Below are 25,980 nucleotides of genomic sequence, written 5' to 3'. Positions count from 1 at the left end.
GACGCAGCCCACGCTGTCCTCATGTGCATGCCCGGGCGCGCGATGTGCGGGTGCTGTCGCGGCTGAGACCGACACACATTGCCCCCACGGGGTGCACATCGCGCGCGGCTCGAACCGCGGAGTGGCTTCGACTCGCTCCGCCCGCTCAGCCAGCGTCACCAGCGACTTGACTCGCTCAGCCAACGACACCACACGGAGACTTCATCATGGCCAACCTGCCCATCCTTGACCTGCGCCTGGCCGCCGACCCGGCGACCGCGCCCCAGTTCCGCGCCGACCTGCTCGCCGCCGCCCACGAGGTCGGCTTCTTCTATCTCGTCGGGCACGGCCTCGACGCCGTCCGCCAGACCGAACTCATCAACGCCGCCCGCCTCTTCTTCGCCCTTCCCGAGCAGGAGAAGCGGGCGATCGAGAATGTCAACAGCCCCCACTTCCGCGGCTGGACGCGCGTGGGAGGGGAGCGTACGCAGGGCCGCACCGACTGGCGCGAACAGATCGACATCACGGTGGAGCGGGAGCCGGTCGCGGTCGGTGCAGGTGTTCCCGACTGGGCCGTGCTCGAGGGGCCCAACCTGTGGCCGGAATCGCTGCCGGGGTTCAGGAATGTCGTCGAGAACTGGAGCGCCCACGTCGCGGGCGTCGGGCGCCAGTTGCTTCAGGAGTGGGCCGAGGCGTTGGGCCAGGACCGCGGGGTGTTCGACGCGGCGTACGAGCGACACATGAGCCTGACCAAGATCGTGCGCTATCCGGGGCGGGTCGAGGGCGGCACCGAGCAGGGCGTCGGGGCCCACAAGGACTCCGGCATGTTGACCCTGCTGTTCGTCGAGCCCGGCAAGGGTGGACTGCAGGTCGAGGGGCCCGACGGCTGGGTCGACGCGACGCCGGTCGAGGGGGCGTTCATCGTGAACATCGGCGAGCTGCTCGAGGTCGCCACCGACGGCTATCTGGTGGCAACGAACCACCGCGTCGTCGCGCCGCCGGCGGGCGACGAGCGCATCTCGGTGCCGTTCTTCTACAACCCCGGCCTGGACGCGCGCATCCCGAAGCTCACGCTCCCGCCCGAGCTGGCCGCGCGTACGCGGGGCGTCACCCAGGACGCGAGCAACGTCATCTTCGACACCTACGGGGCGAACGCGCTGAAGTCGCGGCTGCGGGCCCACCCGGACGTGGCGGCGCGGCACCACCAGCGGTTGCTGGTCAGCGCCTGAGAGGTCGCTTTGCTGGGCACTCGGTGTGCAAAGTGCACAGATGTGCGCTGAGCGTCGGCGTGTCGCGCTGCACGCCCCCGTTATGCGCACTCCTGCGCGCTTTCCACGAACTGCACTGCCCCTGCGCGCCCACAACCGCACACGTGTGCACTTTTCGCAAACCTCCCACCCAGAATCCAAGGAGAACTCCCCATGAATCGTCGTCTCTTCCTTCAGGCCTCCGGAGGCCTCGCCCTGCTCGCCGGCGTCGGCACGACCGCCTGCTCCGCCGGCTCCGCCGGCGCCCTCCGCGTCGCCGCCTCGTCGGTGCCGCACGCCGAGATCCTCAACCACCTCAAGGAATCCGGGGCGCTCAAGGACGTCCAGCTCAAGATCACCGAGGTCACCGGCGACCTCGACCCCAACCAGCTGCTCGTCGCCGGCGACGTGGACGCGAACTTCTTCCAGCACGTGCCGTACGCGGACGACTGGTCGAAGCAGCACAACACCACCGACCTCGCGAACATCGCCGAGGTCCACGTCGAGCCGCTCGGCCTCTATTCGCGCAAGGTCACCGCGCTCGACGCGCTCGCCCCCGGCGCGACGATCGCGCTGTCGAACAACGTCACCAACTTCGCCCGCGGGCTGTTCCTGCTGGCCGACGCGGGGCTGCTCACGCTCGACGCCCAGCGCGGCGCCAGCGCCATCGGCGTGACCCAGAAGAACATCACGGGCAACCCCAAGAACCTCAAGTTCGTGGAGGTCGACCCGGCGCAGATCCCGCGTACGCTGGATGATCCGGCGATCGCCCTCGGCGTGGTCAACGGCAACTATGCGCTGGAGGCCGGGCTCAAGCCCGCCACGGACGCGCTGAAACTCGAGCCGGCGCAGGGAAACCCGTACGCGAACGTGCTGACCGTGTTGAAGAAGAACGCCCAGGACGCCCGCGTGACCGCTTTGGCCGCCGCGCTCACCTCGCCGGCGATCGGTGCGTGGATCGGCCAGCGCTACAGCGGCTCGGTCCTGCCTGTCCACAAGGGGAACCAGTGATCCGCGTCGACCACGTGACCAAGACGTTCCCCGGCGGCGTACGCGCCCTCGACGACGTCAGCCTCGACATCGCCGAGGGCGAGGTGTTCGGCATCATCGGCCGCTCCGGCGCCGGCAAGTCGACCCTGCTGCGTTGTCTGAACCTGCTCGACCGGCCCACGTCGGGGCGAATCCTGCTCGACGGACAGGACCTGTCGGCGCTCAGCGACGCCCAGCTGCGGCCGCTGCGCCGGCGCATCGGCGTGGTGTTCCAACAGTTCAACCTGCTCGACTCGCGTTCGGTGCGCGGGAACATCGGCTTCCCGCTCGAGGTCGCCGGCATTTCCAAGCCCGATAGGGAACGCCGCATCGACGAACTCGTCGACCTCGTCGACCTGACCGACCGCCAGTACGCGCACCCGGCCCAGCTGTCGGGCGGTCAGAAGCAGCGGGCCGGCATCGCGAGGGCCCTCGCCGGCAACCCACGCCTCCTGCTGTGTGACGAGCCGACCAGCGCGCTCGACCCGGAGACGACCGGCCAGATCCTCGATCTCATCGCCGAGCTCAATCGTGCGCTCGGCGTGACGGTCGCGATCATCACCCACGAGCTCGACGTCGTCCGTCGGATCTGCAGCTCGGCAGCGCTGTTGGAGGACGGGCGCGTACGCGACTCCGGTCGGCTGGTCGACCTCATCGCCGACCCGCAATCCCCTTTGGGGGAGGCGATCCTGCCGACCGCGGCGTCGGCGACGGGTCACGCGACCCAGGCCTTGTTGACGTTCCACGGGGGAGCGGGGGCGACGCCGCTGCTGTCGAAGCTCACCCGCGCGCTCGACGTCGACGTGTCGCTGCTGGCGGGCGGCGTCGAGCACGTTGCCGGCCGCGACGTGGGGCGCATCCGGGTCGGGTTCTCCGGGGCCGGGGCGTCCGCGGTGCAGGAGATCGAGGACTTCCTCACGCGTGAGGGGGTCGGTGTGGTGCTGGACGGCCGCCGGCGAGACGAGGAGCTGATCGCATGAAAACCCCTGTCTCACAAGCGGTTCCGGAGGTTTGGGCGGCGCTGCAGGAGACCCTGCTGATGGTCGTCGGCGCGTCGTTGCTGACAGTGGCCATCGGGACTGTGGTCGGCGTACTGCTCGTCATCACCGGCGACACCGGATTCTGGGCCAACCGGCCCGTGAACCGTGCGCTCGGGTCGGTGATCAACGTGGGGCGGTCGCTGCCGTTCATCATCCTGCTGATCGTGCTGATCCCGCTGACGCGGCTGCTGGCGGGCACGTCGATCGGCCCGGTGGCGGCGATCGTGCCGCTGACGGTCGGCAGCGTGCCGTTCTTCGCGCGCGTGGTCGAGTCGTCGCTGCACGAAGTGGGCCGCGGGAAGATCGAGGCGGCCCAGGCGATGGGCGCGACGAACCGGGAGATCGTGACGAAGGTCTTGCTGCCGGAGGCGGCGCCGGGGCTGGTGGCGGGAGTGACGCTCACGGTGGTGATGCTGATCGGCTTCTCGGCGATGGCCGGGACGATCGGCGGGGGAGGGCTGGGCGACTTCGCGATCCGCTATGGCTATCAGCGATTCAATACGCCGGTGCTGCTGGTCGCGGTGGCCGTGCTGATCGTGCTGGTGCAGGGCATCCAGAGCATCGGCGACCTGGTGGTGAGGAGGCTGGGACGGCAGCGGGGGTGAGGTGCGGACCCCGCGTACATGGCCCCGCGAAACCTGCGTACCCGGCTCCGCAGGAACCCAACTTATGCACCCGCGTGCGGAGGTTGCGGTTTTGGCCCGGCGTGTCGACCCAACTCGTCGGGCGGTGTGCACAAGTTGCGTCGAGGGCCGGGCCCGAGCGTGGGGGCGAGGGCGCAGCGCGGCAGCGAGCCGAGCATGGGTTTCCCTGGTCAGGTTTCGGAACATCCGTTGAGATGTCACGAAGTGGCCACTCGATGACACGAAACGGCGATCTGGGGCTGATCTCAGCGTCGAGTGGACGATTCGTGACACCAGGCCGGGGACGGCGGCCGAGCGTCGAGTGCTCCTCGTCTCGCTGGCGCTCGCTCGGAGAACGTGGGGCGGCGCTCTGGCGGCGTGGCTTCGACTCCTTCGTCGCTCAGCCAGCGGTCCCAAGAAATCCCTTGCCCCCGCATTGCCCCCGACCTACCGTGGACGCACACGAGGAAGGAGGTGGTCCGACAGATGATTGACGTACGGACATGTGAGGTGGCTCCCCGCTGACGCGGTGCGCTCCGAACGGACCGCTCGGCGAATCCACCCGAGCCACCGGACCTGCGGGCATGTCGGCCCTTGTCCACGCCGACCGCGTCACCCGACGCGACCCGCAGGTCTTTGCATGCCCGGTTATCCCCGCCCCATTACACTGGGCCCGTTGTGGCATCCGCCGCGGCGGATGAGGAGGTCGCCATGGAAACCGTCGAGAATTCCCTCACCGACGTGATCGCTCGGCTCACCCAGGGCGACCCCGAGCCCGAGGTCGTCATCCAGCGCGTGCTCGACCTCGCCGTCGACACCATCGCCCCCGTCGACGGGGCCAGCATCACGATCCTCGACACCGAGGGCAAGCCCTTCACCACGTCCACCAGCGCCCAGTGGGTCGTCGACGTCGACAAGATCCAGTACGCGGTGCTCCAGGGCCCCTGCCTCGAGGTCGCCTCGACGTCCGCCCCCGTCTCCGGCAGCGCCGACGTCGCCACCACCGAGGCGTGGCCGGTGTTTGGCCCGAAAGCGAGGGAGGCCGGCGTACGCGCCATCATGGCCGCCGGGCTCTCGAGCCACCCCGACCCCGACGACTCCGCCCAACCGCCCGGTGCCCTCAACCTCTATGCCCGCGGCGAGGAACCCTTCAGCCCCGATGATCGCGACCGCGCCGTGCTGCTCGCCTCGATGGCCGGCCTCGCCATCACCCTCGCCGAACAGCGCGCCAACACCAAGCGCCTGCGCGAGGCCCTGTCGAGCCGCGACGTCATCGGCCAGGCCAAGGGCATTCTCATGGAACGCCACGGCATCACGCCCGACGAGGCGTTCTCCACCCTGCGCCGCGCGTCGAACCAGCTCAACGTGAAGCTGCGCGACATCGCGGTGCGCGTGACGGTGCCCGAGAAGCCCCGCGTCGCTCCGCGCGACCAGAAGACGCGGCTGCCCCGCCTGTGAGGGGCTGCGTACGCCCGCCCGCGTACGCCTGTGGTTGACTTTTCTCGCAAGTCCCCGGTCAAAGCGGCGCCGGCGGAGGTGAACCCTGCCCGAAAGTCCGCATGACGCACGACGCATCACCCGCACGCGACACGCCCGACGACGACCCCCCCGCCGCGTTCCCCGTGGACGCCATCGTGGCCTCACTTCCGCTCGCTGACGCGATCGCACGGCGCTATCACCGCCGCGGCATCGACCCCGACGACCTCACCCAGGTCGCCCGGCTCGGCCTCGTGAAGGCCGTCCTGCGCTTCCGTCCCGATGCCGGCGAGTCGTTCGAGGCGTACGCCGTCCCGACCATCACCGGGGAACTCAGGCGCCACTTCCGCGATCACCTGACGCTGGTGCGACCGCCGCGGGCGGTGCAGGAACTGCGGGCCGAGACCGTACGCGTCCGCGAGGTGCTCACCCAGCGGCTGGGGCGCCCCGCCACCGACGGTGACGTGGCCGCGGAGCTCGGCGTACCGGTGTCACGGGTGCGGGAGGCCGCGGTCGCGCGGTCCGAGGAGTACGCGGAGCTGGCCGACCTGCCCGACCTCGACGACCACTACGGCGCGGTGCTCGACCGCCGCGCGGTGACGGACGCCGTCGCCCAGCTGGACCTGCTCGAGCGCGAACTGCTGCAGCTGCGCTTTGTCGCCGAGCTGTCCCAGTCGGAGATCGCGCAGCGCACCGGGGTCAGTCAGATGCAGGTCTCGCGTCAGCTGGCGCGGACTCTGCGTCGCCTCCGGTCGCTCGTCGATGACGGGGAAGGTGAGGGCCGACCCCGATCCCGACGACCGTCAGCAGCGCCTTGAGCGTCGCCGGCGGGTCGACGAGCGGCACATCGGGCGCGACCAAGACGCGGAAGGCGTCGGGGCGCTCGTTCAACAGCATGCTCTCGACGAGCGCGTCGGGCCGGAACACCGCGGTCAGCGGCTGGAGGAGCTTGAGGCGGGCGAGGCCGCGGACGTGCTCGACCAGCGCCTCGGCCGATCCGTCGCCGCCGAGGTGGGAGGCGAGAACGAGGTCGACGAGGTGGGGCGTACGGCCCTGGATCGCATAGCGCAGGGCCTCGGCGTCGTCGGCGGTCTGGGTGATCACGAGCTGGCGTGGCAGCTCGGCCTTCGTGAACGCCTCGTCGGCGTCGACCTCGAGCCGCAGCACCCCGTCGGGCCGGGCCAGGGCCGCGAGCCGCAGCACGGTCGCCGCGTCGTGGTCCTGGAACAGCCCCATGAACCACTCGCTGTGGGCCACGGGCGGCGTGGGCCGATCTTCGGAGAACACGCGCAGCCAGCCCTCCGCCTCCAGCGTCAACAGCCCGCCGACGGGGTCGGACACGATCAGCGCGGGGTCGTCGGGATGGAGCCCGAAATAGGCGCTGCGCGCCAGGTCGAGCGACTCGTCGAGCAGGTCGAGCGCCCCGTCGGCGCTGTGGCCCAGCGCGTCGAGCCGGTCGGCGACCACGCGGCCGGTCGCCTCGAAACCCAACAACCCGTCGGGGGACGGCGCCGCCGCCATCTCGCGCGTGAACACCGCGAGCACCACTTCATCCACCTCGTGGTCGAACTCGCACACCACGAAGTCATTCACCAACAGGCGGCCGTCGAGCTCCACGTGCTTCTCCTTCGAGTCTCCGGGTCAATACCCCGCGGAGACCTGCCCCAAACATCTCACCTCTTGGGGACGTTGACCAGAGCCCGCAACGACTCGAAGATCGCCGGCGTGGCGGCCAGGGTCAGGTCGTGGCCCGCGCGGTCGCCGCGGCCCCCCACCAGGGCGCCGGCCTCGTGCGCGATGAGGGCTCCCGCCGCGTGGTCCCAGGGATGGAGGCCGGCCTCCCAATAGCCGTCCAGGCGGCCGCAGGCGACCGCGGTCAGGTCGAGGCTCGCGGCGCCGATGCGCCGGATGTCGCGCACCTCTCCGATCATGGACGCCACGACCGCGGCCTGGGCGAGGCGGGTCTCGGCCGCGTACGCGAAGCCGGTCGCGACGAGGCTCTGGGCGAGGTCGGTGGCGCCGGAGCAGTGGATCGGTCGCCCGTTCAGCGTGGCACCGCCGCCGGCCGAGGCCGCGTACAGCTCGTCCAGCGCGGGCGCCGCCACCGCGCCCGCGAGCGCGGTCCACGTGGCGGGGTCGGGATCGCCCTCCACCACGCCGACGCTGACGCCCCACTGCGGCAGGTCGTAGAGATAGTTCACCGTGCCGTCGATGGGGTCCACCACCCAGGTCAGGCCGGAGGTGCCGGCGACCCCGTCGCCCTCCTCGCCGAGGATGGCGTCGTCGGGCCGCGCGTCCATGATCAGCCCGATGATCAACTCCTCGGTGGCCCGGTCGGCGGCGGTCACGACGTCGGTGGGGGTCGACTTCCGGTCGGCCACGCGTACGCCGGCGCGGCGCTCGGCGAGGGCGTACGCGCCCGCCTCCCGCGCGATCGAGGCGGCCAGGTCGCGGAGTTCGGTGGTCACGGGCCGAGCGTACGCTTCCATGCCCGGGAGTCTGTGCGGCGGAGTGCCGCGTACCCGGTTCACGCGGCGTTCACGGGCCGCCGTTACGCTGCGGCGCATGTTCCAGAACCTGCGTGAATACATCGACCGGCTGCGGGCCGAGGGTTACACGGTGTCCGGCAGCAAGGGCGAGGACCCCGAGCTGATCGATCCGGGCGGCAAGGCGGTGGAGACGTGGGAGGAGGACTACCCCTACGACGAGCGCCTGGGCCAGGCCGAATACGACGAGGAGAAGCACAAGCTGCAGATCGAGCTGCTCAAACTCCAGTACTGGGCGCAGGACCATGACCAGCGCATGGTCATCCTCTTCGAGGGCCGCGACGCCGCCGGCAAGGGCGGCACGATCAAGCGGTTCACCGAACACCTCAACCCGCGGTACGCGCGCGTGGTCGCCCTCGCGAAGCCGTCCGACCGCGAGGCGGGGCAGTGGTATTTCCAGCGCTACGTCTCCCACCTGCCGACGTCGGGGGAGTTCGTGCTGTTCGACCGTTCCTGGTACAACCGCGCCGGGGTCGAGCGGGTGATGGGGTTCTGCTCGGACGAGGAATACGAGACGTTCATGCAGCAGGCGCCGCTCGTCGAGAAGATGCTGATCGAGTCCGGCATCCACCTGACGAAGTTCTGGTTCTCGGTGACCCAGCACGAGCAGCGGACGCGGTTCGCGATCCGCCAGATCGACCCGGTGCGCCAGTGGAAGCTGTCGCCGATGGACCTCGAGTCGCTGGATCGCTGGGAGGCATACACGGAGGCGAAGGAGCAGATGTTCCTGCGCACCGACACCGACCGCGCGCCGTGGATCACCATCAAGTCGAACGACAAGAAGCGGGCGCGCATCAACGCGATGCGGGCGTTCCTGAACCAGTTCGACTATGACGGGCGCGACGACTCCGTGGTGTTCGACCCCGACCCGCTGATCGTGCGGCGCGGCAAGGACGCGGTCGGCGACTGATCATGGTCGGAGCGGGGGTGGGCGTCAGGACGTCGGGAACCGGACGCCGGTCATCTCCTCGGCGGCCGCCCAGAGCTGGGCGGCCTTCGCCGAGTCGTTGGCCTGCTTCGGCATCGGGACGATGCCGGGCCGGCCGAGCAGTTGGAACCGCTTCGTCGGTCCGACGCAGGCGCCGCCCGGCACCTCCAGGCGTGTGGCCGCGACGACGACCGGCAGGGCACCGTCCTCGGGCTGGGTCATGGCGGGCATCACCCTCGCGTATTTCCCGAAACCCCCGCCGCCCAGGTTGGTCGCCGACCACCCCGGGTGGGCGATCACGCTGGTGAGGCCCCAGCCGTAGGCGTCCGAACGTCGCTGGAGCTCGCGGCCGAACGCGGTGAGCGCGAGCTTGGAGTAGGCGTACGCCCCCATGGGGGAGAAGCGGGCCTGTTGGGCGGGATCAAGGCGCCCCCGCCAGGCGGCGAGGCTGCCGACCGAGACCACGCGCGGGGCGTAGGAGCGCTGGAGCGCCGGCAGGAGCAGGCCGGTGAGGGCGAACGGGCCGAGGAAGTTCGTGCCGAACATCAGCTCGAAGCCGTCGGCGGTGGTCTGGCGATGTTTGTCACCCATGACGCCGGCGTTGTTGACGAGGAGGTCGAGCGGGCGGCCCTGGTCGACGATGCGCTCGGCGCAGGCGCGGACCGAGCGGAGGTCGGCGAGATCGAGCTCTTCGACGCGGAAGGCCGCGTCGGGATTGCGCGACCTCATGTGATTGGCGACGCGGCGGCCTCGCGTCTCGTCACGCACGGCGAGGACGGTCTCGGCTCCGGCGGCGCCGAGCAACTCGGCCGTGACCAGCCCGATGCCGCTGGTCGCGCCGGTGACGAGGGCGACGCGGCCGGTCAGGTCAGGCAGGGCTGACGGGATTGCTGTGTGCACAGGGACTCCTAGGGATGGCAGGAGTCTACGCCCGGGAACGGGTGATGAATTGTTGCGATCTGGCCACGTTCAGGGGGATTTCGGGGTGAAGGCTGTCACGAGATGGCCACTCGATCGCCGTCAGCGGCCGGGGAACGACGATCTCAGCGTCGAGTGGACGATTGGTGACACTTCCGCCGGTGCGCCAGGGCCAGCAGGATCTGTTCGATGACCCAGGCAGGCTCGTTGTCGATCATGGTCGGGGTCAGGTGGAGGATGACCCAGCCCGCACCGCACAGGTGGGTGTGGCGTCGACGATCCTTCTCGAAGTCGGACGAACTGCTGTGATAGGTCCAGCCGTCGACCTCGATCGCCAGCTTGAGATCGGGGAAGGCCACGTCGAGGACGTAGCGCTTCCGTTGCACCCAGACCGACAGGTTGCCCCGCCACCCGGTGATTCCTGCCCTGTTCAGCAGCGCGTGGAAGTCGCGCTCGCTGGCCGACCAGGGGTGACGGAGCGACCCCTTGACCAGCTCGGCTCGGATCGCGTTGCCGCGCGAGCCCGCCAGGGCGGCGAGGGCCGTCCTCAGTCCGGCCGCGCTGAACTCGTTGTTCCGCAACCCGTCGTCGATGATCCGTGACCCTTCGGTCGTGGCGATCTGGAGCGCTGCGGTGGCGCGATCGACATGGGGCAGAGGCCAGAGATGGACGTTGTGGAAGGCGATGGTGCCACGGGTGGCCTTCAACCAGGGACGTTCGATGTGCCAGCGCTTGGGGGAGGTGAAGGTGATCACGGGTGGCCAGTCGTGTTCGAGCAGGTGGTGGGCCGCTGCGGATCGACCGGTCAGCACGGCTTCTGGGTCGTGGGCGCAGATGGCGGCGGCCCTGATGTGGGGGAAGCACTCGTGACCTGATCGGCAATAGATGCCGGGGATCACCCGAGCCAGCACACCGTGCGCCGCCAACCGGGTGACCCGGCGATGGATGGCGGAGCCGGAGCGGACCTTGATGACGCCGTTGGCCTGGAGCAGTTCGTCGAGATTCATGCCCGCACCATGACGGCGGGTCCTCGAAACGTGTCAGGTCAGAAGGGATCTGTGGACAACTCTCACGCAGGGGCCGAGTTGTCCCCAATTCCCCCTCGGGGGGCCAACCTGACCCTGGGATGTGTCACGAAATGGCCACTCGAGGACTCGAAACGGCGATCTGGGGCGTTTTCCAGTGTCGAGTGGACGATTCGTGACACCCGGCCAGAGGCCGGGCAGGGGTGGTCAGAGGTCGGTGTCCACCAGCGGGGGGACGACGGCGCAGAGCACGATGAGCAGGATGCCGATGGTCACGGCGAGGGCGGTGAGCAGGTTGATGGTCATGGAATCAATGATGCGTGGGATCGCCGGATTTCCCACTCGGAGCAGGGGATAGCGCTGATCGGACCCGGGGACGACCACGGGCCAGCGGACCCCGGTCGATCCCGGACCCGGGGCGCCCGCCGCGGTCAGGGAGGTCCCCGCGTGGGGGCAGCGATTCCCGTGTGGCCACAATGGCGCCATGTCCTGGAAGCGAGCCCTGCCCCTCATCCCGCTGGCGGCGGCGGCCGGCGTCACCGCCTATGACCTGAAGCAGAAGCGCCACGCACTGCTGCGCAACTTCCCCGTGGTCGGCCACGCGCGCTATGCCCTGGAGACGATCGGGCCGGAGCTGCGGCAATACATCGTGACCGGCAACGACGAGGAGCGGCCGTTCAGCCGCGACCAGCGGCGCTGGGTGTATGCATCCTCCAAGGGCGAGAACAACTATTTCGGCTTCGGCACCGACAACAACATGGAGTCGGGCGAGGGCTATCCGATCATCAAGCACCGCACGTTCTCCGAAGTCGTGCCGCCGACGTCGGCCCACGTCGGCGAACAGGCGTGGCTGCCGTCGGCCAAGGTGCTCGGCGGGCCGCGCGGTCGGGCCAAGGCGTTCCGGCCCGACTCGGTCGTCAACGTGTCAGCCATGTCATTCGGATCGCTGTCGGGCAACGCGATCCAGGCCCTCAACCGCGGCGTCCAGCTCGCCGGGGCCATGCACAACACCGGGGAGGGCGGCATCTCGCCCCACCACCGCTCCGGCGGCGACCTCATCTGGCAGATCGGCACCGGCTATTTCGGCTGTCGCACGCCCGAGGGCGACTTCTCGCTCGAACGCCTGCTGTCCACCGTGGAATCGGCCCCCGTCCGGGCCATCGAGATCAAGCTTTCCCAGGGGGCCAAGCCTGGGCTCGGCGGCGTGCTGCCCGCCGCGAAGGTGTCGGCCGAGATCGCCGAGATCCGCGGAATCCCCGAGGGCAGGGACTGCGTGTCGCCGTCGCGTCACTCGGCCTTCCACTCGGTCGACTCGCTGCTGGACTTCGTCGAGCTGATCGCCGCCGAGACCGGCCTCCCGGTGGGCATCAAGTCGGCCGTCGGCGACCTCACCTTCTGGGAACAGTTGGCCGACGCCATGGCCGACGGCCCGCGCGGGGTCGACTTCATCACCGTCGACGGCGGCGAGGGTGGCACCGGGGCGGCCCCGCTGGTGTTCTCCGACTCGGTGGCTCTGCCGTGGCGGCTCGGCTTCGCGCGGGTAATGGCGACCTTTGCCACCCGGGGGCTGAACGAGCGGGTCACGTTCGTCGGGTCGGGCAAGCTGGGGCTGCCAGAGAACGCACTCGTCGCGTTCGCGCTGGGTGCCGACATGGTGAACGTGGCCCGCGAGGCCATGCTCTCGATCGGCTGCATCCAAGCCCAGAAGTGCCACACCGACCACTGCCCGACCGGCGTCGCGACCCAGAACCGCTGGCTCGAACGCGGCCTCGACCCGACGCTGAAGGCCAACCGGCTGGCGAACTACGTGCGTACGCTGCGTCGGGACCTGCTCAAGGTCAGCGAGGCCGTCGGCGTGCTCCACCCGGGCCTGCTGACCGCCGACGACATCGAGCTGTGCGACGGCAACCGCTTGGGGCGGCCGCTGCGGGAGGTCTATGGCTATGAACCGGGCTGGGGGCTGCCGTCCGCCGAGGATCGCGCGCTGATCTCGGAGCTGATGGCGGCGACGGCGCCGCAGGGGTCAGACGGGGCTGCCTGAACCGCGCCTCAGGCCTGACCCGGCACCTCGACCCGCTCCACCTTGCCGTCCTCGCCGAAGTGCACGAACAGCGGTCCCTCGGCGAAGCCGATGTCGAAGATGCGCCAGGTCCCGGGGTCGACCCAGCGGTGGGGCATGCGCCGGGCCTGGGCCCAGCCCTGCACCGCGCGTCGGTGATCATGGACGAATCCCTGTGCCTGCAACGATCCCAGCAGCAGGGTGCCGAACGCGTCGCGCGTCAGGAGCGGGGGAGTGAAACCGGCCGGGTCGACCACGAACACGTCGACGCCGCCCTCGCGGGGCGCCATGTGGCTCGCCGGCATCTCCGTGACGCGGCACGCCACGCCCGCCATCACCCACGCCGGCGCGTCCAAGTTCTCGCCCGCGAGTTCGGCGATGCCGTTGGTCTCGCCGAAGGTCTTGATGCGCTCGGCCAGGCGTACGAACATCGAATCGGCCAACTCGGGGTCGGCCCACGCCCAGCGGCCCACCCCATCGACCACCGAACCCACGAAGTGGGCGGTGGCGACGACCTCCTCGCGTTTGTGGAGCCGAGGAATCCACGTGATCTGGCGGCGAACCCGGTCGATCTTCTGCTCGTCGGACCCCCCGCCGGTCTGCGCGTCGATCCAGGCAGCGAAGGCGTTCTGGGTCTCGGCGTAGGCGATCATGGAGTCGTCGACGACGTCGGCGAAGGAGAGGCTCATGGGGGTGAGTCTAGGTGGGGGCGCTCCTCGTCTCGCTGGCGCTCGCTCGGAGAACGTCCCCTATTCCGCCGTCAGCCGCCGCCGCGCCACGAACTCCTGGCGCGTGTAGCGCGCGATCTGCCACGTGTCGAAGCCGTCGAACGCCGCGCCCACCCCGCCGCCGAGGACCGGGACGCGCTTGGTCATGGCGACGACCATGCGCTTGCCCGTGATGCGGGTGAGCAGCTCGCCGGCGATGCGGTCGCACAGCGTGCGGCCCAGCTCGGCGTCGAACACTGGCGCGGTCGCGACCACCAACGGGCGCGTCGGCAGGTCGAGCCCGTCCAGCGCCTTCTCGAGGTCTTCGCCGATGAGGCACATGGCGACGGCGATGCGTACGCGGTCGTCGGTGACGTCATAGCCCTTGAGGTGGGCGATGGCGGCGATCATGCGGGCCTGCAGCACCGCGGCGCCCGCGACGTTCGCCGGCAGCGACACCACGGTGGTCACCAGGCCGCCGATGTTGGTCACGAAGCCCTGGGCGCCGGCGAGGCTCACGTGCTGGGTGACGAGCGCGTCGATGGCCTCCTCGACGTCGCCGTGCCTCTGCAGCTGCTTGGCCGCGGCCACGCGCGCTCCCGGCAGCTTGCCGGCACCGTCGATCGCCACGTCGAGGATCTTGCGCAGCAGGTTCCCCGCGGCATTCGGCGCGAAGTTCGCCGCCGACGGCACCAGAGAGCTGATGCCTCGACCGAGATTGTTCGCCATGTCGCCTCCCTCTCCCCGACTGTTGGCATGCAGGACGCGGGGTCTGGGTCAAGAGTACGACGGCGGGGAAGCGCACCCCAGTCCGCGCGACCCGGACTCGACCCGGACGTACGCCCGGGCCGACCTACGCTGGGGCCTGTGACGACCTTCGGCGATCCCGCCCACTGGCCCGACGACGACCTCGTCGGCTGGTCGGACGAGATCCACCCCGACATGGTGGTGGAGGCGTACGCGAACGGGGTCTTCCCCATGCCGCTCGAGGACGCGATGGGGTGGTGGTCCCCCGTGCGCCGGGGCGTCCTCCCGCTCGACGGACTGAAGGTGCCGCGCTCCCTGCGCAAGTCCGCGAAGCGCTATCGCATCACCGTCGACACCGCGTTCGACCGCGTCATCGCCCGCTGCGGCGACCGCAGCCGCGACGGGTTCTGGATCGACGACACCATCCGCGAGCTGTACGCGGCCCTCCACCGCGCCGGCATCGTCCATTCCGTGGAGGCGTGGGACGCCGAGGACCGGCTGGTCGGCGGGCTCTACGGCGTCGCGCTGGGCGGCCTGTTCGCCGGCGAGTCGATGTTCCACGACCCCGAGCACGGCCGCGACGCGTCGAAGGGCGCGCTGATCGGCCTCGTGGCGATCCTGCGCGCCGCGGGCTCGGAGGATCAGCGGCTCCTCGACGTGCAGTGGCGCACCGACCACCTGGCGAGCCTCGGCGTCGTCGAGGTGCCGCGCCCCGCGTACCTCTGGCGCCTGGAACGGGCACTCGAACTTCCGGCGCCCGACTGGGGAGCCGTGCCAGACTGAGCCCATGCCGGAGATGCCCGAGGTCGAGTCGCTGCGTGCGTTCCTCGAAGAGCGGTGCGTCGGGCACGCGGTCGCCCGGGTCGACCTGGCCGCGTTCTCGGCGCTGAAGACGTTCGCCCTGCCCCTGTCGGCCCTCCACGGGCTGGAGGTCACGCGGGTCGAGCGCCGCGGCAAGTTCGTCTGCCTCGACTGCGATGGAACCTGGCTCGCGTTCCACCTCGCGCGCGCGGGCTGGCTGAAGTGGAAGGACGCGATGCCGGCGACGCCGGCGCGGCCCGGCAAGGGCCCGCTGGCACTGCGCGTCGTGCTCGACGACGAGTCGGGGTTCGAGCTGACCGAAGCGGGTACGCAGCGCAAGCTCGCCGTGTATGTCGTCGCCGACCTCGCCGAGGTGCCGGGCATCGCGACGCTCGGGCCGGAGCCGCTGGCCGACGACTTCACCGCCGAGGCGTTCGGCCGCATCCTCGACGACGCGGGCCGGGCCCAGGTCAAGGGCGTGCTGCGCGACCAGAAGATCATCGCCGGCATCGGCAATGCCTATTCCGACGAGATCCTGCACGCCGCGAGACTCAGTCCGTTCAAGGCCGCGTCGGGGCTGTCGGGTGAGGAACGCGAACGGCTGTACGCGGCCCTCCGCGACGAGTTGACCGGCGCGGTGGCGCGCTCGGCGGGGCTCGCCGCGGCGGCACTGAAGGGGGAGAAGAAGTCGGGGATGCGGGTGCACGGACGGACGGGGGAGGCGTGTCCCGTGTGCGGCGACACCGTGGCGGAGGTGTCGTTCGCCGACTCGTCGCTGCAGTATTGCCCGACGTGTCAGACGGGCGGGAAGAAGCTGGCGGACCGGCGGCTGTCGAAGCTGCTGAAGTAGCTCCTTGTCTCGCTTCGCTCGCTCGGAGAACGTGAGGACGAGGGGCGGTGGCTTCGACTCGCTGGCGCTCGCTCAGCCAACGTGGGACCGGGCGCTCGCTCGGGGAACGTGAGGGCGAGGGGCGGTGGCTTCGACTCGCTGGCGCTCGCTCAGCCAACGTGGGACCGGGCGCTCGCTCGGGGAACGCTCTCCGAGCGAGGCCGCCTGCGGCCGAGACGAGGAGCCGCCGCGTCAGATGTCTCCCGCGCGCTGCCCGTCGTTGTAGGTCCAGACGTCCTGGTCCTCCTCGAGCCACGTCTGGTGGCCCTCGGATCGGTCCTCGTCACGCCTCGAGCCATTGCGGGCCCCCGCCCCCGCGCCCGCGCCGCCCATCGGGCCGCCCGCGGGGCCGGCCATCGAGCCCACGTTGCCGGGGTTGACGATGCCCTTGCCGTGGGGACCCATGCGGAACGACGAACCCGACTGCCCCGAGAACGGACCGCTCGCGCCACCGGGGCGGGAACCGCCCAGGGTTCCGGTGCCGGACTTCGACGAAGCCCCCGGGGTCGGAGTGATGAGGCCGGGGCGACTGGCGCCCGGTGCGCCCGTCGCGCCGGGGCGACCGCCGAGACCCGCGCCAGCGGGACCGCCCAGCGCGCCCGGACCGCCGAAGCCGCCGCCGGGGCCGCCCAGACCGCCGGGGCCACCCAGACCGGAACCGCCCAGACCGGGGCCCTGCAGGGAGGGGCCGCCGAGGGCGGGCGTCGTGATCGGCCCACGACCCGGACCGGTGCCGGAATCCCAGCCCGCGGCGCTCGTCCCGGGCTCCTCGGTCGGGAGCTTGCTGGTGTCGTTCTCCCACCCCGGCACGGTGCCGGGGCCGTGGGTGCCGGGCCCGAAGGGGCCGCCGTTCTCGCCGGGGCCGGGGACGCCGGGCGTCGTGGGCCCACCGGGGGTGAGGCCGGGGCCCTCGGGAACGCCGGGCTGCGGCTCGACGCCGGGATGCGGCCCCGGCGGGTTGACCGGGCCGGGGTTGACGGGGCCGGGGTTGACGGGGCCGGGGTTGACCGAGCCCGGAGTCGTCTCGTTGCCGGGGTTCGTGCCGAACTCGGGGCCGCGCGGAGCCTGGAGCTCGGGCGAGGGCGTCGACGGGGACGTGAACGGCGCGGTCGACGGCGGCCGCTGTCCACCGTCCGGCGTGCCGCCCACGTCGTTCGCCGTGAACTTCACCGGCTCCAGGACCGGGGGCGCGTACGCCTCCATCGCCTTCTGGACCGACGCCGCGCTGGTGCGGACGTTCTCGCGCGGGACCTGGTTGAGGCTGAGGGCCTCCATGCGGCGATCGAACTGGTGGGTGTGGGGCGTGACGGCGGTGCTGGTGACCGTGAAGACCTCGGGCGGCGCGACGAGGGGGGTCGTCTGTGTGAGGAGTTCCCAGTCGGGCTTCGCGCGACGGGCGCGCTCGCCGTTGCCGCCGTCGAGCACCAAGTAGTCCGCGTTGCGCTCGCGCTCCTGCAGGCCGTCGTCATCGCCGGTGACGACCTCGTCGACCTTGCCGAAGAACGTCTGGTCCTGCTCCTCGCGGTCGACGCGCCACTGGGTGTCGTTGTCCCACGGGATGTCGTTGACCATCGCGGTGCCGGTCGACTGGCCGACCTTCGCGTTGATGGGGCTCAGGGCGTCGGCGAACTTGTCGGCGGTCGTGGCGAACGCGCCGAGGGTCTTGACCAGGTCGTGGTCGACCACGGTGCGGAACGTGTCGGCCCCCTGGCCGGTCCAGCCGTCCGCACCGGTCAGCGCGCGCAGCCGCGCCTCCACCAGTTCGTTGATGTCGCGCAGGCGTGCCGCGGTGTCGCGCCACAGGGTCTCCGCAGAATCGAGCGCCACCGTGTCGACCGAGGCGATGGTCGCGAAGAGCTCGCGCTGGGTCGCGCCATGGTAGTCGCGGCTGCTTCCGCCGCCGCCGTCATGTGCCGCCAACATGTCAGGCCTTCCTGCGCAGCGCGTCGGCGACGTCGCCGCCGATCGCGCGGTTGAGCTCTTCCAGGTCGGAATAGCGGCGCGCCAGCGCCAGGGTGCCTCCGGCCAGTTCCTCCACGCGCGTACGCAGCGCTTCCGCGTTGTCGACCGCGGCGCGCAGGGACTGCTCGTGGCGCTTCTGGGCCGCCTGCGAGGCGTAGTAGGCGCCGAACTCCAGGGGATCGGCCGCCTCGTGTCGGGCCTTGAGGGCTTCCTCGACCAGCTTCACCTCGCGGGCCATCTCGTCGAGGAAACGCGCGAAGTCGCGGATGTCACCGGGGTCGACGGTGACGCCGGAGGTCACTGCGGTGCGGGAGGTTCCGCCGCCTCCATCGGTCATCATGCGCACGATTGCTCCTGGGGCTCGTCGGTGCGGGGGGCCACACCTACTGACGTGTCTCCAACGATCCACGTTCCGGGGGTCGCGGGGGAAATCCCTGAGGCTGGAAGGTTCCACCTGTGCGTCCAAGGACCCCGCGTACGCGGAGGGCGTCCAAGGACCCCGCGTACGCGGGAGGGCGTCCAAGGACCCCGCGTACGCGGGAGGGCGTCCAAGGACCCCGCGCGTACGCGGTGACGCAGAACCGGGTGCGACCCGAAGGCCGCACCCGGTGTCACGCGTACAGGTGGATCAGCGAGTGATCAGGCCCACTGGCCGTGAATGCGACGCTCGTTGTCCGAGTAGTTCGAGGAGATCGTGCCGAGGGCGGTCGAGATGCCGTTGGCGATGCGCTCCATCTCTTCCATCGACTGGTCCCACTCGCGGAGGACGGCCTGGTAGGCCTCGTAGGACGGGCCCGTCCAGGTCTCGCCGAGGATCGACTTGATCTCCTGCTGCATGGTCTGCTTGGCGGTGGCCATCTCGCGCTTGGCGGTGTTGAGGTCATCCACACCCTGCTGGAGGTAGCTGTATTCAAAAGAAACTTGATCCGACATGATTTTCTCTCTTTCCGGTGGGTGGGTGAGCGGTCAGCGACCGATGAGCTTCTGGAGGTTGGCGGCCGTCTGGGACTGCTCGACCTCGTTCTTGTTGTAGTCGACGCCGGTCTGCACGAGCTTCTTGTGGAGCTCGTTCAGCGAGTTCTGCACATCGGAGAACTCCTTGTCGTAGGCCTGGAACGACTTGTAGAAGGCGCGCGCGGCGTCGCCCTGCCACTTCGTCATCAGGGCCTCGATCTCGGAGTAGAGCTTCTTCTGGATCTTACGCTCGATCGTGCCGTAGGCCTCTTCGACCTTGTCAGCGGCCTTGGCGAGGGTTTCCGGTGAATGCGATTCGGTTGCCATGATTCCTCCAGTTCGGCCGAGTGTGGGTCACACCCGGGGGTGAGTGGCGGGGGTTCCGCCCTGGTTGCGTCACCCGGCTTTCCGGATGCCATCTGAGAAAGACCTTAGGAGCGGGGAGGGTCGCCGTGGAGGGCGATCCGCGCACTTTTCGGCGATTGAGTACGCAGGTGAGTACGCCTACCTAGGAGGGCTGAGCAGCGGCCCGGAGGCGCGTACGCGCGGTGACTTAGACGAGTACGCGCGGTGACTCAGGACATCTCCGTGGCGGCCCGCACCGACAGGCTCTGGCCCGCGGGAAGGCCGTCGGGAATGAGCTTCAGGACGGCGGGGGAGACGGGCGTGGGGGCGATCTGGCCATAGCCGAGCGCGGCCTTGGCGTCGGCGTCGGCGATGCCGTAGCGCTGGCCCGCGACGACGAGGCTGCCCGGGTCGGCGGGGCCGATCGAGCCCTCCGAGCGCAGCAGCGCGCCGCGCAGCGACGGCATCACGATGGCGTCGGCCACGTCGGGATCGGCGACCTGCTGGGACACCGGGGGCGTGGCGGCGCCGAAGGCGATGCGGGGCTGTTGGCCGGCGCCCGCCCACGTGGCGCAGACGCTGGACCGCGCGGGGTCGGCGATGGGGGAGCGGGTCGGCAGCGCGAACGGCATGGAGGGGTGGCCCACCGACCGGAGCAGCGGATTGCGCGCATCGTTGGCATCGTTGGCCTTCACGGCGATCGACCGCTTGCCGGTGGACACCTCGAGGACGGCCGCCTCGAGCGGGGAGATCTCGCTGAGGCCGTCGGCGAGCAGGACATACCAGGAGCGGACGGCGCCCTCGACGTGCATGACCGTGCCGATCGTCGGGTCGAAGCCCTGGACCGGGTTCTTGGAGCGAGACCCGCGGCCCGAGATCTCGAGCGGCCTGAGCGCCGGCCCCTGCGGGAGCGCGCGCAACCAGGCGTCGCCCGGGCGTACGACCTGCTCGCCGAAGCCCAGGTGCAGCGCGAGGGCGTGGGTGGGCATCTCGTACGCGCGGCCCTCGGCCACCAGGTATTCCTTGCCGCCGACCCCATCGCCGCGTGCGACGAACGAGGTGGTGGAGCCGGGGACCTCGCCGGTGCCGACCTCGAGTGTGGTGAAGCGCTCGTCGCCGCGGGCGCCCACGGGCGGGGCGACGCTGCAGGTGCGCATCGGCCAGGCCGTCATGTCCTTGGCATCGGGGAGCTCGGCGGGGGCGGCCCTGATGCCGATCGGGCGCTCGCGCGGGAAGTCGCGGAGCGATGACGGCTTGACGGTCTTGACCTGGCCTCCGCCGGTCGCCAGCTTGGCCGAGGTGATGTTGTGCACCGGATAGAGCTTGTTCTCCAGGAACACCAGCACGCCGCCCGAGCCCGAGTCGATGATGACGGTCTTGTCGGCCTGCCAGTTCTTCGAGCTGCCCGGCTTGATGAGGCCGACGACGCCGAAGCCGGCGAGCACGAGGATGCCGATCATGATGCCCACGAACGTGCCGGTGGTGAGGCGGCGCAGCGGCGGCTCGGGATCGTCCGGGTTGCGGTCGACCAGCGCTGCCACGAGGCGTCCGGTGATGAACGTGTGGGCCTTCAGGAGGTCCTTGCGGCTGGCCATGCGCCTCCTTCCGGACTCCTGGGCGTGGTCGAGCGGTTCGCATTCTTCCCCGCCCGGGTGTCATCAGTCGACCCGGGTGGCCCCCTAGAGTGGTGCCGGATTCTGACGAGCCCCGTGGTGAGGGGGCCCGATTCTGACGACAGGGGACACCGTGGCGCGACCGACCGACCGGGGGGTGCGAGAGTTGCGCCGGCCGTGGCTGCTGCGCAACGCCCCCAGCTTGGTCGCGATCGAGATCGCGCTGCTCGTCGCCGTCGTGTTCCTGCTGGCCCGCAACACCCTCGGCATCATGGCCGGGGGCATCCTCATGATCGTGGTCCTGGTGCTGGTCGTGCCCGTCTTCGGCGGGCGCTCGCTGGTCGGCTGGGCGCGGCTCAGGTGGGCGTACGGGCGTCGGCAGGGCGACGGGGTCCGGGGCCGGCGGGTGCCGCCCGACCTCGTGCCCGTGGCGACGTGGGCGTCGGGACTCAAGGTGGTCGGCGCCCGGACCGCGCGCGGCGAGGAGATCGGCGTGGTCTCGGAGGGCGACGGGTGGGTCGCCGTGCTCGGCGTGCTGGCCGACGACGACCTCCTCGCCGACTCCGGGGCCGAGATCGACCTCGGGTCGCTCGAGGGACTGACCGTCTCCGATGACATCGTCTTCGCCGGCATCCAGGTGGTGACCTACACGGTCCCGGCGCCCGCCGTGCTGATGCTGGGCGAGGGATCGGCGGCTGCGGCGGCCTATCGCGAGACGGCCCCCGTCGTCCCGCCCGCCGTCCGACGGACCTGGATCTGCGTACGCCTGGAGCCGACGCGCTGCCTGTCCGCGGTGACGCGGCGCGGCGAGGGCATCCCCGGCATCCACGCGACGCTGCGGTTCGGCCTGCACCGGGTGCAGTCGGTGCTCAAGCGCGTCGGCGTGGACACCCAGATGTTGACCGCGGCGCAGGTGCAGGAGGTGCTGGGGCTGACGTCGGGTGCGGGCCTCGAGCCGGGTTCGGGCTCGCGCTCCGTCGAGCGGTGGGGCCGGTGGGAGTGCGACGGGCTGGTCCACGCCGGTCAGGTGGTGAAGCGCTGGGGGAACAACCCGTCGCAGACCTATCAGCGCCTCAACGACGCGCTGGCGTCGGCGCCGGTGCTGTTCGGCGTGACCGCATACACGCTGGAGCCCGGACGCGAGGCGTCGGGCGGCGTACGCGTGGTCGCGCCGACGGGGCAGGCGGCCGACGCCGCGGTGGCCCACCTCGCGCGCCAGGCGGGGCGGGCGGTGCCGCTGGCGCTGGCCGGGGGTACGCAGGTGCCGGCGATGCTGGCGACCGTGCCGCTCGGGCGAGGGGTCGCGCTGTGAGGTGGTCATGGTGAGCGGATGGGTGCTGCCGGACGCGCCGGCGCGCGAGGGCGTGATCAGGACCGGGCCGAGCGGGATGGTGCTGGGCGAGGGGCCGAAGGGCCCGGTGTCGATCCGGCTGTTCCGCGAACGCGGCACGCGGCTGGTGCTCGCGGTGCCGCAATATGTCGCGTGGCTGCTGTCGTTCCGCGCGCTGTCGATGGGCGCGCACGTGTCGGTGGTGACCGACCAGCCGCGGAACTGGAGCACGCTCGTGGAGCGGATCCACGCGCACGGGGGCACGGCCGACCTGGTCGGCGCGGGCCAGCCGCTGCCGGAGGCGGGGCGGCCCTACCGGCCATCGCTCATCGTCGACGACGCCGAGCGCTATGACGGGTCGCAGGCGACGGTCGGGCCGTGGCAGGCCGTGCTGGTCGTCGCCGACATGGAGGCCGACGACGCCGTGCAGAACCTGAGGGCCTGCGACCTCGGCCTGATCACGCCGGAGAACCCCGACACGATCGAGCACATGAGGCGGGCGTACTTCCTGAACCAGCGACAGGTGCGGGCCTGCGAGCTGATGGCGAACGACGAGGTCATGCTCGCGGTGCCGCGCCGCATCGTGAAGCTGGCGGTGCGACCGACGCCGCTCGAATACCAACTGCTGTTCGGAGGGTGACGGTGAGGGTGCGGGGCGGAGTGGGCGTACGGGGCGTATGGGTATTGGCGGTGGGGGTGCTGGCGGCGCTGGCGCTCGCGGGGTGTGCGAAGGAGGGGGCGCCGCCCGGCGTACCCACTGCGGCGCCGTCGACCGCCGAGGCCGGGCGTACGCCGAGCGCGTCCGGGCCGACCGGGCCGTCGTTCACGCCGGTGCCCACGGCGGCGCGGGTGTCGCGGATCGAGTATGCCTACTCCGGCGAGGGACCCGGCTATCGGGTGGTGCTGACCCCGACCGAGGGAACGTATGACGCGCCGCCGGCCGCGCCGGTGCGCAAGCCGATGCCGGCGGGGTTGTGGGAGGACGCGGTCGCGTCGCTGGGCCAACTGCCGCCGAAGGAGACGGCCACGTGTGCGCCGGGGGCGGGGTCGAGCTCGATCAGGGCGTACGCGGGGAACGACGTCGTGCGGGACGCGTCCGCGAGCTGCAACCCCGACGCGCGGGCGCGGATCGACGGGGTGGCGTCGCGCTGGACCGAGGCGCTGTCGCGCTGAGCCAGCCTACAGGGCGCGCTTGTGGACGATGTGGGCGGGGCGTACGGGGCGCGCCTGTGGACGATGTGCAGAGATCGGCGATGGCGAGGCAATTTTCGGGCTCCGGCGGCCGATCTCCGCAGATCGTCCAGCCGCGCGTACCCCAGATCCGCATTAGCGAGCCAAGGTGTGAGTCATCGTGGGGTACGCGGGGGCGGGCCGTCAGTGCGCGTGGTCGTGGTCGCCGTGGTCGTGGTCGTGGTGGTCGTCCATCGGCTTGTTCCAGCCGCCGACGAGCTCGACCAGCAGCTCGGCCTGGGCCGTGCGCTCGGTGAGCAGCTGGCCGGCCGGGTCGTTGGTGACCGCCTCCCGGAGCACCTTCTTGATCGCGCGCACCGCGCTCTCGGGTGACTCGAGGACGGCCTCGACGACGGCGTCGGTGACCGCGCCCAGCCGGTCGTTGGGGGCCACGATCGTCGCGAGCCCAGCGGCGACGGCCTCCTGGGCCTCGATCGCCCGGCCGGTCAGGCAGACCTCGAGCGCGCGGGAATAGCCGACGGTCCGCACCAGGGGGAGCGTCCCGCCGAGGTCGGGCACGAGGCCGAGGCTGGTCTCGCGCAGCGACAGCTTCGCGTCGGCGGCGACGACCCGCAGGTCCGCGGCGAGCGCGAGCTGGAACCCGGCGCCGATGGCGTTGCCCTGGACGGCCGCGACGACGATCGCGTCACACTCGCCCCAGGCCGTGAAGGCCTGCTGGAACGTCGCGATGAGGCGCGCGGTCTCGGCGGGGCCGCGGTTGGCGGCGATCGACAGCATCTTCGGCTCGCCCTTCGGCACCTCGGCGCCGAGCATCACGCGGTCGAGCCCGGCCGAGAAGTCGGGGCCCTCGGCGTCGATGACGACGACGCGGACGTCGGCGGGGAGGGTGCGGGCGACCTCGGCCATGGCCAGCCACATCGACGGCGTCTGCACGTTCCGCCTCTCGGGGCGGCACAGGGTGAGGCGCAGGACGGAATCGGTGCGGGTCAGGCGGAAGCCGGGGTGCTCGGTGGTCATGGGGGCGATTGTCCCATGACCCTTCGACTCGCTGCGCTCGCTCAGGGAACGTGGGAGGGGCGCTCGGTCAGGGACCCTTCGACTCGCTGCGCTCGCTCAGGGAGCGTGGGGCGTCAGCCGCCCAGCCCGTACGCCCACGAATACACGTCCAGCACCGCCAGCAGCAGTGGCACGATCGCCATGATCGCCAGCCACTCCAGGATGTCGCCCCAGCGTCCCCAGACCGGCGACATGACGCGGTTCCACTGCGAGGTCGCGTACTGGCCCAGCAGCCACACCGCGAGCACGACCACCGCGAGCCCCGCGAGCGCCTGGAAGATCGGGGTCTGGATCGTCGACAGCCACTTGGCGACCGCCATCAGCCCGACGAGCGTGCCGCCGACCAGCAGCCATGTGCGCTGCATGCGGCCCGTGAACGCCCGCGCCCGCAACAGGAGGGCCAGGGCGACCGCGGCCAGCAGCGCCACCGGGGCCCAGCCGTACGCGCCGAGGAACACCGGGATCGAGAGCAACACCGCCGACAGTCCCGTCGCGACGAGGAATCCCCCGAGGAAGCGGTCGGCCGAGATGGCGCGCTCGACGATGTCGGACTGCACCGGAGTCTTGTCGGCCATCAGGCCCTCGGCCGTGGACGGCAGGTTCGGCATCGCCACGCGCGCCATGCGGAACGCGATCCCGGGCAGCAGCGGCGTGACCGCCAGCACCAGCGCCAGCGCGATCGCGCTCGCGTGGAGGCCGCCGCCGGGCATCAGCACGACCGCCATCGCGGTCGCCACGACCACGAGGGCGGAGAGGGCGACCCCCAGCAGGTGGTAGGCGGTGACCTGCGTGCCGAGCGCCATGGCGCCCGCGGCGACGAGCACGAACGCCGCGGTGCAGAGCAGTTGGACCGGCACGTCGCCGGTCTCGGGGACGAAGGTGCCGACGAGCAGGTTGAAGGCGCCCACCCCCGCCAGCGCGGTCGACACCCACGCCAGCGTGCCGGCCACCGGCCGCTGGCCGAAGGCCCGCGCGAGCAGGATCGCGGTGAACCCGCAGGCGAGGCTCAGGAGCAGCACGCCCGCCGAGACCAGCCACCCCGGTGCGGCCAGCGCGGCCGCCCCCGGAATGGCGATCGCGACGACGGCGAGGAGGGCGAGGGCGTACCGCTGTCCGTCGACGGGGCGCCAGGCCGGCTGCGTGCCGGTCGCGGTGGCCACGGCGTCGACGACGTCGTCGAAGGCGGCGTCGGGCATGGCCGCCTGGCGCTGGCGCAGGTGGAGCGTCTCGCCGTCGCGCAGTCCGAGCTCGCCGACGTCCTGGTTGACGTCGAGGGGGTCCTCGCCGAACCGCTGCAGGACCCAGGCCTGCTGGGCGTCGTTGGTGGAGCCACCCTCATAGCCCGCGAAGCGGACGATGTTGGGGAGAAGGTCGACCAGGGGGGTGCCGCCGGGCAGCGCGAGGTCGATGCGCCGCGTCGGAGAGATCACCGTCACGCGCGCGAGGTCTTCGCCCGTCCCCTGGTCCACACCTGTGCTCACGAGCGGTGAGCCTAGTGCCTGGGGGTGCACCCCC

The 25,980-nt window shown here is 71.0% G+C and carries 26 protein-coding genes; 13 read left to right on the top strand and 13 right to left on the bottom strand.

The window, feature by feature from the left end:
• The first annotated feature begins 206 nt into the window (after window positions 1-206).
• The 6 genes from ACYVAG_RS08830 (at window position 207) to ACYVAG_RS08805 (ending at window position 6,212) form a co-directional block, all read left to right on the top strand.
• Window positions 207-1,208: an isopenicillin N synthase family dioxygenase gene (locus ACYVAG_RS08830; protein ID WP_460768913.1), complete on the top strand. Its 1,002-nt coding sequence runs from the start codon at window positions 207-209 to the stop codon at window positions 1,206-1,208.
• 192 nt (window positions 1,209-1,400) lie between these two features.
• Window positions 1,401-2,237: a MetQ/NlpA family ABC transporter substrate-binding protein gene (locus ACYVAG_RS08825; protein WP_460768911.1), complete on the top strand. Its 837-nt coding sequence runs from the start codon at window positions 1,401-1,403 to the stop codon at window positions 2,235-2,237.
• On the top strand, window positions 2,234-3,235 hold the full coding sequence (locus ACYVAG_RS08820; protein WP_460768909.1) for a methionine ABC transporter ATP-binding protein: 1,002 nt from the start codon (window positions 2,234-2,236) through the stop codon (window positions 3,233-3,235). Before ACYVAG_RS08825 ends, ACYVAG_RS08820 begins: the two co-directional genes overlap by 4 nt.
• Window positions 3,232-3,900, top strand: coding sequence for a methionine ABC transporter permease (locus tag ACYVAG_RS08815; protein WP_460768907.1), 669 nt, complete (start codon window positions 3,232-3,234; stop codon window positions 3,898-3,900). Before ACYVAG_RS08820 ends, ACYVAG_RS08815 begins: the two co-directional genes overlap by 4 nt.
• Before the next feature lie 729 nt (window positions 3,901-4,629).
• Entirely contained in the window at window positions 4,630-5,376 is a 747-nt protein-coding gene (locus tag ACYVAG_RS08810) for a GAF and ANTAR domain-containing protein (RefSeq protein WP_460768905.1), read from the top strand.
• Window positions 5,377-5,477: 101 nt separating this feature from the next.
• Window positions 5,478-6,212 carry a sigma-70 family RNA polymerase sigma factor gene (locus tag ACYVAG_RS08805; protein WP_460768903.1) on the top strand — a complete coding sequence of 245 codons (735 nt, stop codon included), beginning with the start codon at window positions 5,478-5,480 and terminating at the stop codon, window positions 6,210-6,212.
• Here the strand turns inward: ACYVAG_RS08805 and ACYVAG_RS08800 are convergent.
• Together ACYVAG_RS08800 and ACYVAG_RS08795 are read right to left on the bottom strand one after the other, a co-directional pair.
• Window positions 6,094-7,011 (bottom strand): hypothetical protein, encoded by a 918-nt coding sequence (locus tag ACYVAG_RS08800; RefSeq protein WP_460768902.1) that lies wholly within the window; start codon window positions 7,009-7,011, stop codon window positions 6,094-6,096. The genes ACYVAG_RS08805 and ACYVAG_RS08800 overlap by 119 nt on opposite strands.
• 56 nt (window positions 7,012-7,067) lie before the next feature.
• Window positions 7,068-7,862, bottom strand: coding sequence for an inositol monophosphatase family protein (locus tag ACYVAG_RS08795; protein ID WP_460768900.1), 795 nt, complete (start codon window positions 7,860-7,862; stop codon window positions 7,068-7,070).
• Window positions 7,863-7,959: 97 nt separating this feature from the next.
• Between ACYVAG_RS08795 and ppk2 the strand changes: the two genes are divergently transcribed.
• Window positions 7,960-8,850: a polyphosphate kinase 2 gene (ppk2, locus tag ACYVAG_RS08790; RefSeq protein WP_460768899.1), complete on the top strand. Its 891-nt coding sequence runs from the start codon at window positions 7,960-7,962 to the stop codon at window positions 8,848-8,850.
• A gap of 24 nt (window positions 8,851-8,874) precedes the next feature.
• Here ppk2 and ACYVAG_RS08785 read toward each other — a convergent pair whose 3' ends face one another.
• Both ACYVAG_RS08785 and ACYVAG_RS08780 read right to left on the bottom strand, forming a co-directional pair.
• Entirely contained in the window at window positions 8,875-9,768 is an 894-nt protein-coding gene (locus ACYVAG_RS08785) for an SDR family NAD(P)-dependent oxidoreductase (protein ID WP_460768897.1), read from the bottom strand.
• A gap of 143 nt (window positions 9,769-9,911) precedes the next feature.
• The gene (locus ACYVAG_RS08780; RefSeq protein ID WP_460768896.1) at window positions 9,912-10,793 is read right to left on the bottom strand and encodes a DUF559 domain-containing protein; all 882 of its coding nucleotides are present in this window, start codon (window positions 10,791-10,793) and stop codon (window positions 9,912-9,914) included.
• 502 nt (window positions 10,794-11,295) lie between these two features.
• Between ACYVAG_RS08780 and ACYVAG_RS08775 the strand changes: the two genes are divergently transcribed.
• Window positions 11,296-12,852 carry an FMN-binding glutamate synthase family protein gene (locus ACYVAG_RS08775; RefSeq protein ID WP_460768894.1) on the top strand — a complete coding sequence of 519 codons (1,557 nt, stop codon included), beginning with the start codon at window positions 11,296-11,298 and terminating at the stop codon, window positions 12,850-12,852.
• Window positions 12,853-12,860: 8 nt separating this feature from the next.
• Here the strand turns inward: ACYVAG_RS08775 and ACYVAG_RS08770 are convergent, their stop codons facing one another.
• The gene (locus tag ACYVAG_RS08770; protein WP_460768893.1) at window positions 12,861-13,559 is read right to left on the bottom strand and encodes a DUF6882 domain-containing protein; all 699 of its coding nucleotides are present in this window, start codon (window positions 13,557-13,559) and stop codon (window positions 12,861-12,863) included.
• A gap of 60 nt (window positions 13,560-13,619) precedes the next feature.
• Complete coding sequence (locus tag ACYVAG_RS08765) at window positions 13,620-14,306, bottom strand: hypothetical protein (protein WP_460768891.1); 687 nt, start codon at window positions 14,304-14,306, stop codon at window positions 13,620-13,622.
• A gap of 138 nt (window positions 14,307-14,444) precedes the next feature.
• On the opposite strand from ACYVAG_RS08765, the gene aat reads away from it, so the two are divergent.
• Together aat and ACYVAG_RS08755 are read left to right on the top strand one after the other, a co-directional pair.
• On the top strand, window positions 14,445-15,107 hold the full coding sequence (gene aat / locus ACYVAG_RS08760) for a leucyl/phenylalanyl-tRNA--protein transferase (protein WP_460768890.1): 663 nt from the start codon (window positions 14,445-14,447) through the stop codon (window positions 15,105-15,107).
• 4 nt (window positions 15,108-15,111) lie between these two features.
• On the top strand, window positions 15,112-15,975 hold the full coding sequence (locus tag ACYVAG_RS08755; protein WP_460768889.1) for an Fpg/Nei family DNA glycosylase: 864 nt from the start codon (window positions 15,112-15,114) through the stop codon (window positions 15,973-15,975).
• Between the two features lie 231 nt (window positions 15,976-16,206).
• Here the strand turns inward: ACYVAG_RS08755 and ACYVAG_RS08750 are convergent, their stop codons facing one another.
• The 5 genes from ACYVAG_RS08750 to eccB all read right to left on the bottom strand — a co-directional run bounded on the left by ACYVAG_RS08750 (window position 16,207) and on the right by eccB (window position 20,870).
• Window positions 16,207-17,937 carry a WXG100 family type VII secretion target gene (locus tag ACYVAG_RS08750; RefSeq protein WP_460768887.1) on the bottom strand — a complete coding sequence of 577 codons (1,731 nt, stop codon included), beginning with the start codon at window positions 17,935-17,937 and terminating at the stop codon, window positions 16,207-16,209.
• A 1-nt stretch (window position 17,938) separates the two neighbouring features.
• On the bottom strand, window positions 17,939-18,316 hold the full coding sequence (locus ACYVAG_RS08745) for a hypothetical protein (RefSeq protein WP_460768885.1): 378 nt from the start codon (window positions 18,314-18,316) through the stop codon (window positions 17,939-17,941).
• A 299-nt stretch (window positions 18,317-18,615) separates the two neighbouring features.
• A complete protein-coding gene (locus ACYVAG_RS08740; RefSeq protein ID WP_460768884.1) occupies window positions 18,616-18,909 on the bottom strand; it encodes a WXG100 family type VII secretion target in 294 nt (97 codons plus the stop codon).
• A gap of 33 nt (window positions 18,910-18,942) precedes the next feature.
• Window positions 18,943-19,257 carry a WXG100 family type VII secretion target gene (locus ACYVAG_RS08735; RefSeq protein WP_460768882.1) on the bottom strand — a complete coding sequence of 105 codons (315 nt, stop codon included), beginning with the start codon at window positions 19,255-19,257 and terminating at the stop codon, window positions 18,943-18,945.
• Window positions 19,258-19,505: 248 nt separating this feature from the next.
• Window positions 19,506-20,870, bottom strand: a complete 1,365-nt coding sequence (gene eccB, locus ACYVAG_RS08730) for a type VII secretion protein EccB (protein WP_460768880.1) — start codon at window positions 20,868-20,870, stop codon at window positions 19,506-19,508.
• A 151-nt stretch (window positions 20,871-21,021) separates the two neighbouring features.
• Between eccB and eccE the strand changes: the two genes are divergently transcribed.
• From eccE to ACYVAG_RS08715, 3 genes are read left to right on the top strand one after another with little or no spacing between them, the layout of a single operon-like run.
• The gene (gene eccE / locus ACYVAG_RS08725) at window positions 21,022-22,200 is read left to right on the top strand and encodes a type VII secretion protein EccE (RefSeq protein ID WP_460768879.1); all 1,179 of its coding nucleotides are present in this window, start codon (window positions 21,022-21,024) and stop codon (window positions 22,198-22,200) included.
• A 10-nt stretch (window positions 22,201-22,210) separates the two neighbouring features.
• On the top strand, window positions 22,211-22,858 hold the full coding sequence (locus ACYVAG_RS08720; protein ID WP_460768878.1) for a hypothetical protein: 648 nt from the start codon (window positions 22,211-22,213) through the stop codon (window positions 22,856-22,858).
• A 50-nt stretch (window positions 22,859-22,908) separates the two neighbouring features.
• The gene (locus tag ACYVAG_RS08715; RefSeq protein ID WP_460768876.1) at window positions 22,909-23,391 is read left to right on the top strand and encodes a hypothetical protein; all 483 of its coding nucleotides are present in this window, start codon (window positions 22,909-22,911) and stop codon (window positions 23,389-23,391) included.
• A gap of 201 nt (window positions 23,392-23,592) precedes the next feature.
• Here the strand turns inward: ACYVAG_RS08715 and ACYVAG_RS08710 are convergent, their stop codons facing one another.
• Complete coding sequence (locus ACYVAG_RS08710; protein WP_460768875.1) at window positions 23,593-24,426, bottom strand: enoyl-CoA hydratase/isomerase family protein; 834 nt, start codon at window positions 24,424-24,426, stop codon at window positions 23,593-23,595.
• 113 nt (window positions 24,427-24,539) lie between these two features.
• Window positions 24,540-25,946 (bottom strand): type VII secretion integral membrane protein EccD, encoded by a 1,407-nt coding sequence (gene eccD / locus ACYVAG_RS08705; protein ID WP_460768873.1) that lies wholly within the window; start codon window positions 25,944-25,946, stop codon window positions 24,540-24,542.
• Window positions 25,947-25,980: the final 34 nt, after the last annotated feature.

It is taken from the genome of Mariniluteicoccus flavus, from assembly GCF_054776655.1.
The sequence above is the reverse complement of the archived record's forward strand: the minus strand, read 5'-3'. Positions and strand labels throughout refer to the sequence as shown.

What these genes read in the sequence shown, in the direction of transcription:
- ACYVAG_RS08810 (WP_460768905.1), top strand. Translation starts at nt 4,630, where the DNA reads ATGGAAACCGTCGAGAATTCCCTCACCGACGTGATCGCTCGGCTCACC.
- ACYVAG_RS08710 (WP_460768875.1), bottom strand. Translation starts at nt 24,426, where the DNA reads ATGACCACCGAGCACCCCGGCTTCCGCCTGACCCGCACCGATTCCGTC.
- ACYVAG_RS08780 (WP_460768896.1), bottom strand. Translation starts at nt 10,793, where the DNA reads ATGAATCTCGACGAACTGCTCCAGGCCAACGGCGTCATCAAGGTCCGC.
- ACYVAG_RS08750 (WP_460768887.1), bottom strand. Translation starts at nt 17,937, where the DNA reads ATGTTGGCGGCACATGACGGCGGCGGCGGAAGCAGCCGCGACTACCAT.
- ACYVAG_RS08755 (WP_460768889.1), top strand. Translation starts at nt 15,112, where the DNA reads ATGCCGGAGATGCCCGAGGTCGAGTCGCTGCGTGCGTTCCTCGAAGAG.
- ACYVAG_RS08775 (WP_460768894.1), top strand. Translation starts at nt 11,296, where the DNA reads ATGTCCTGGAAGCGAGCCCTGCCCCTCATCCCGCTGGCGGCGGCGGCC.
- ACYVAG_RS08735 (WP_460768882.1), bottom strand. Translation starts at nt 19,257, where the DNA reads ATGGCAACCGAATCGCATTCACCGGAAACCCTCGCCAAGGCCGCTGAC.
- ACYVAG_RS08805 (WP_460768903.1), top strand. Translation starts at nt 5,478, where the DNA reads ATGACGCACGACGCATCACCCGCACGCGACACGCCCGACGACGACCCC.
- ACYVAG_RS08745 (WP_460768885.1), bottom strand. Translation starts at nt 18,316, where the DNA reads ATGATGACCGATGGAGGCGGCGGAACCTCCCGCACCGCAGTGACCTCC.
- ACYVAG_RS08770 (WP_460768893.1), bottom strand. Translation starts at nt 13,559, where the DNA reads ATGAGCCTCTCCTTCGCCGACGTCGTCGACGACTCCATGATCGCCTAC.
- eccB (WP_460768880.1), bottom strand. Translation starts at nt 20,870, where the DNA reads ATGGCCAGCCGCAAGGACCTCCTGAAGGCCCACACGTTCATCACCGGA.
- ACYVAG_RS08740 (WP_460768884.1), bottom strand. Translation starts at nt 18,909, where the DNA reads ATGTCGGATCAAGTTTCTTTTGAATACAGCTACCTCCAGCAGGGTGTG.
- ACYVAG_RS08825 (WP_460768911.1), top strand. Translation starts at nt 1,401, where the DNA reads ATGAATCGTCGTCTCTTCCTTCAGGCCTCCGGAGGCCTCGCCCTGCTC.
- ACYVAG_RS08765 (WP_460768891.1), bottom strand. Translation starts at nt 14,306, where the DNA reads ATGGCGAACAATCTCGGTCGAGGCATCAGCTCTCTGGTGCCGTCGGCG.
- ppk2 (WP_460768899.1), top strand. Translation starts at nt 7,960, where the DNA reads ATGTTCCAGAACCTGCGTGAATACATCGACCGGCTGCGGGCCGAGGGT.
- ACYVAG_RS08830 (WP_460768913.1), top strand. Translation starts at nt 207, where the DNA reads ATGGCCAACCTGCCCATCCTTGACCTGCGCCTGGCCGCCGACCCGGCG.
- ACYVAG_RS08815 (WP_460768907.1), top strand. Translation starts at nt 3,232, where the DNA reads ATGAAAACCCCTGTCTCACAAGCGGTTCCGGAGGTTTGGGCGGCGCTG.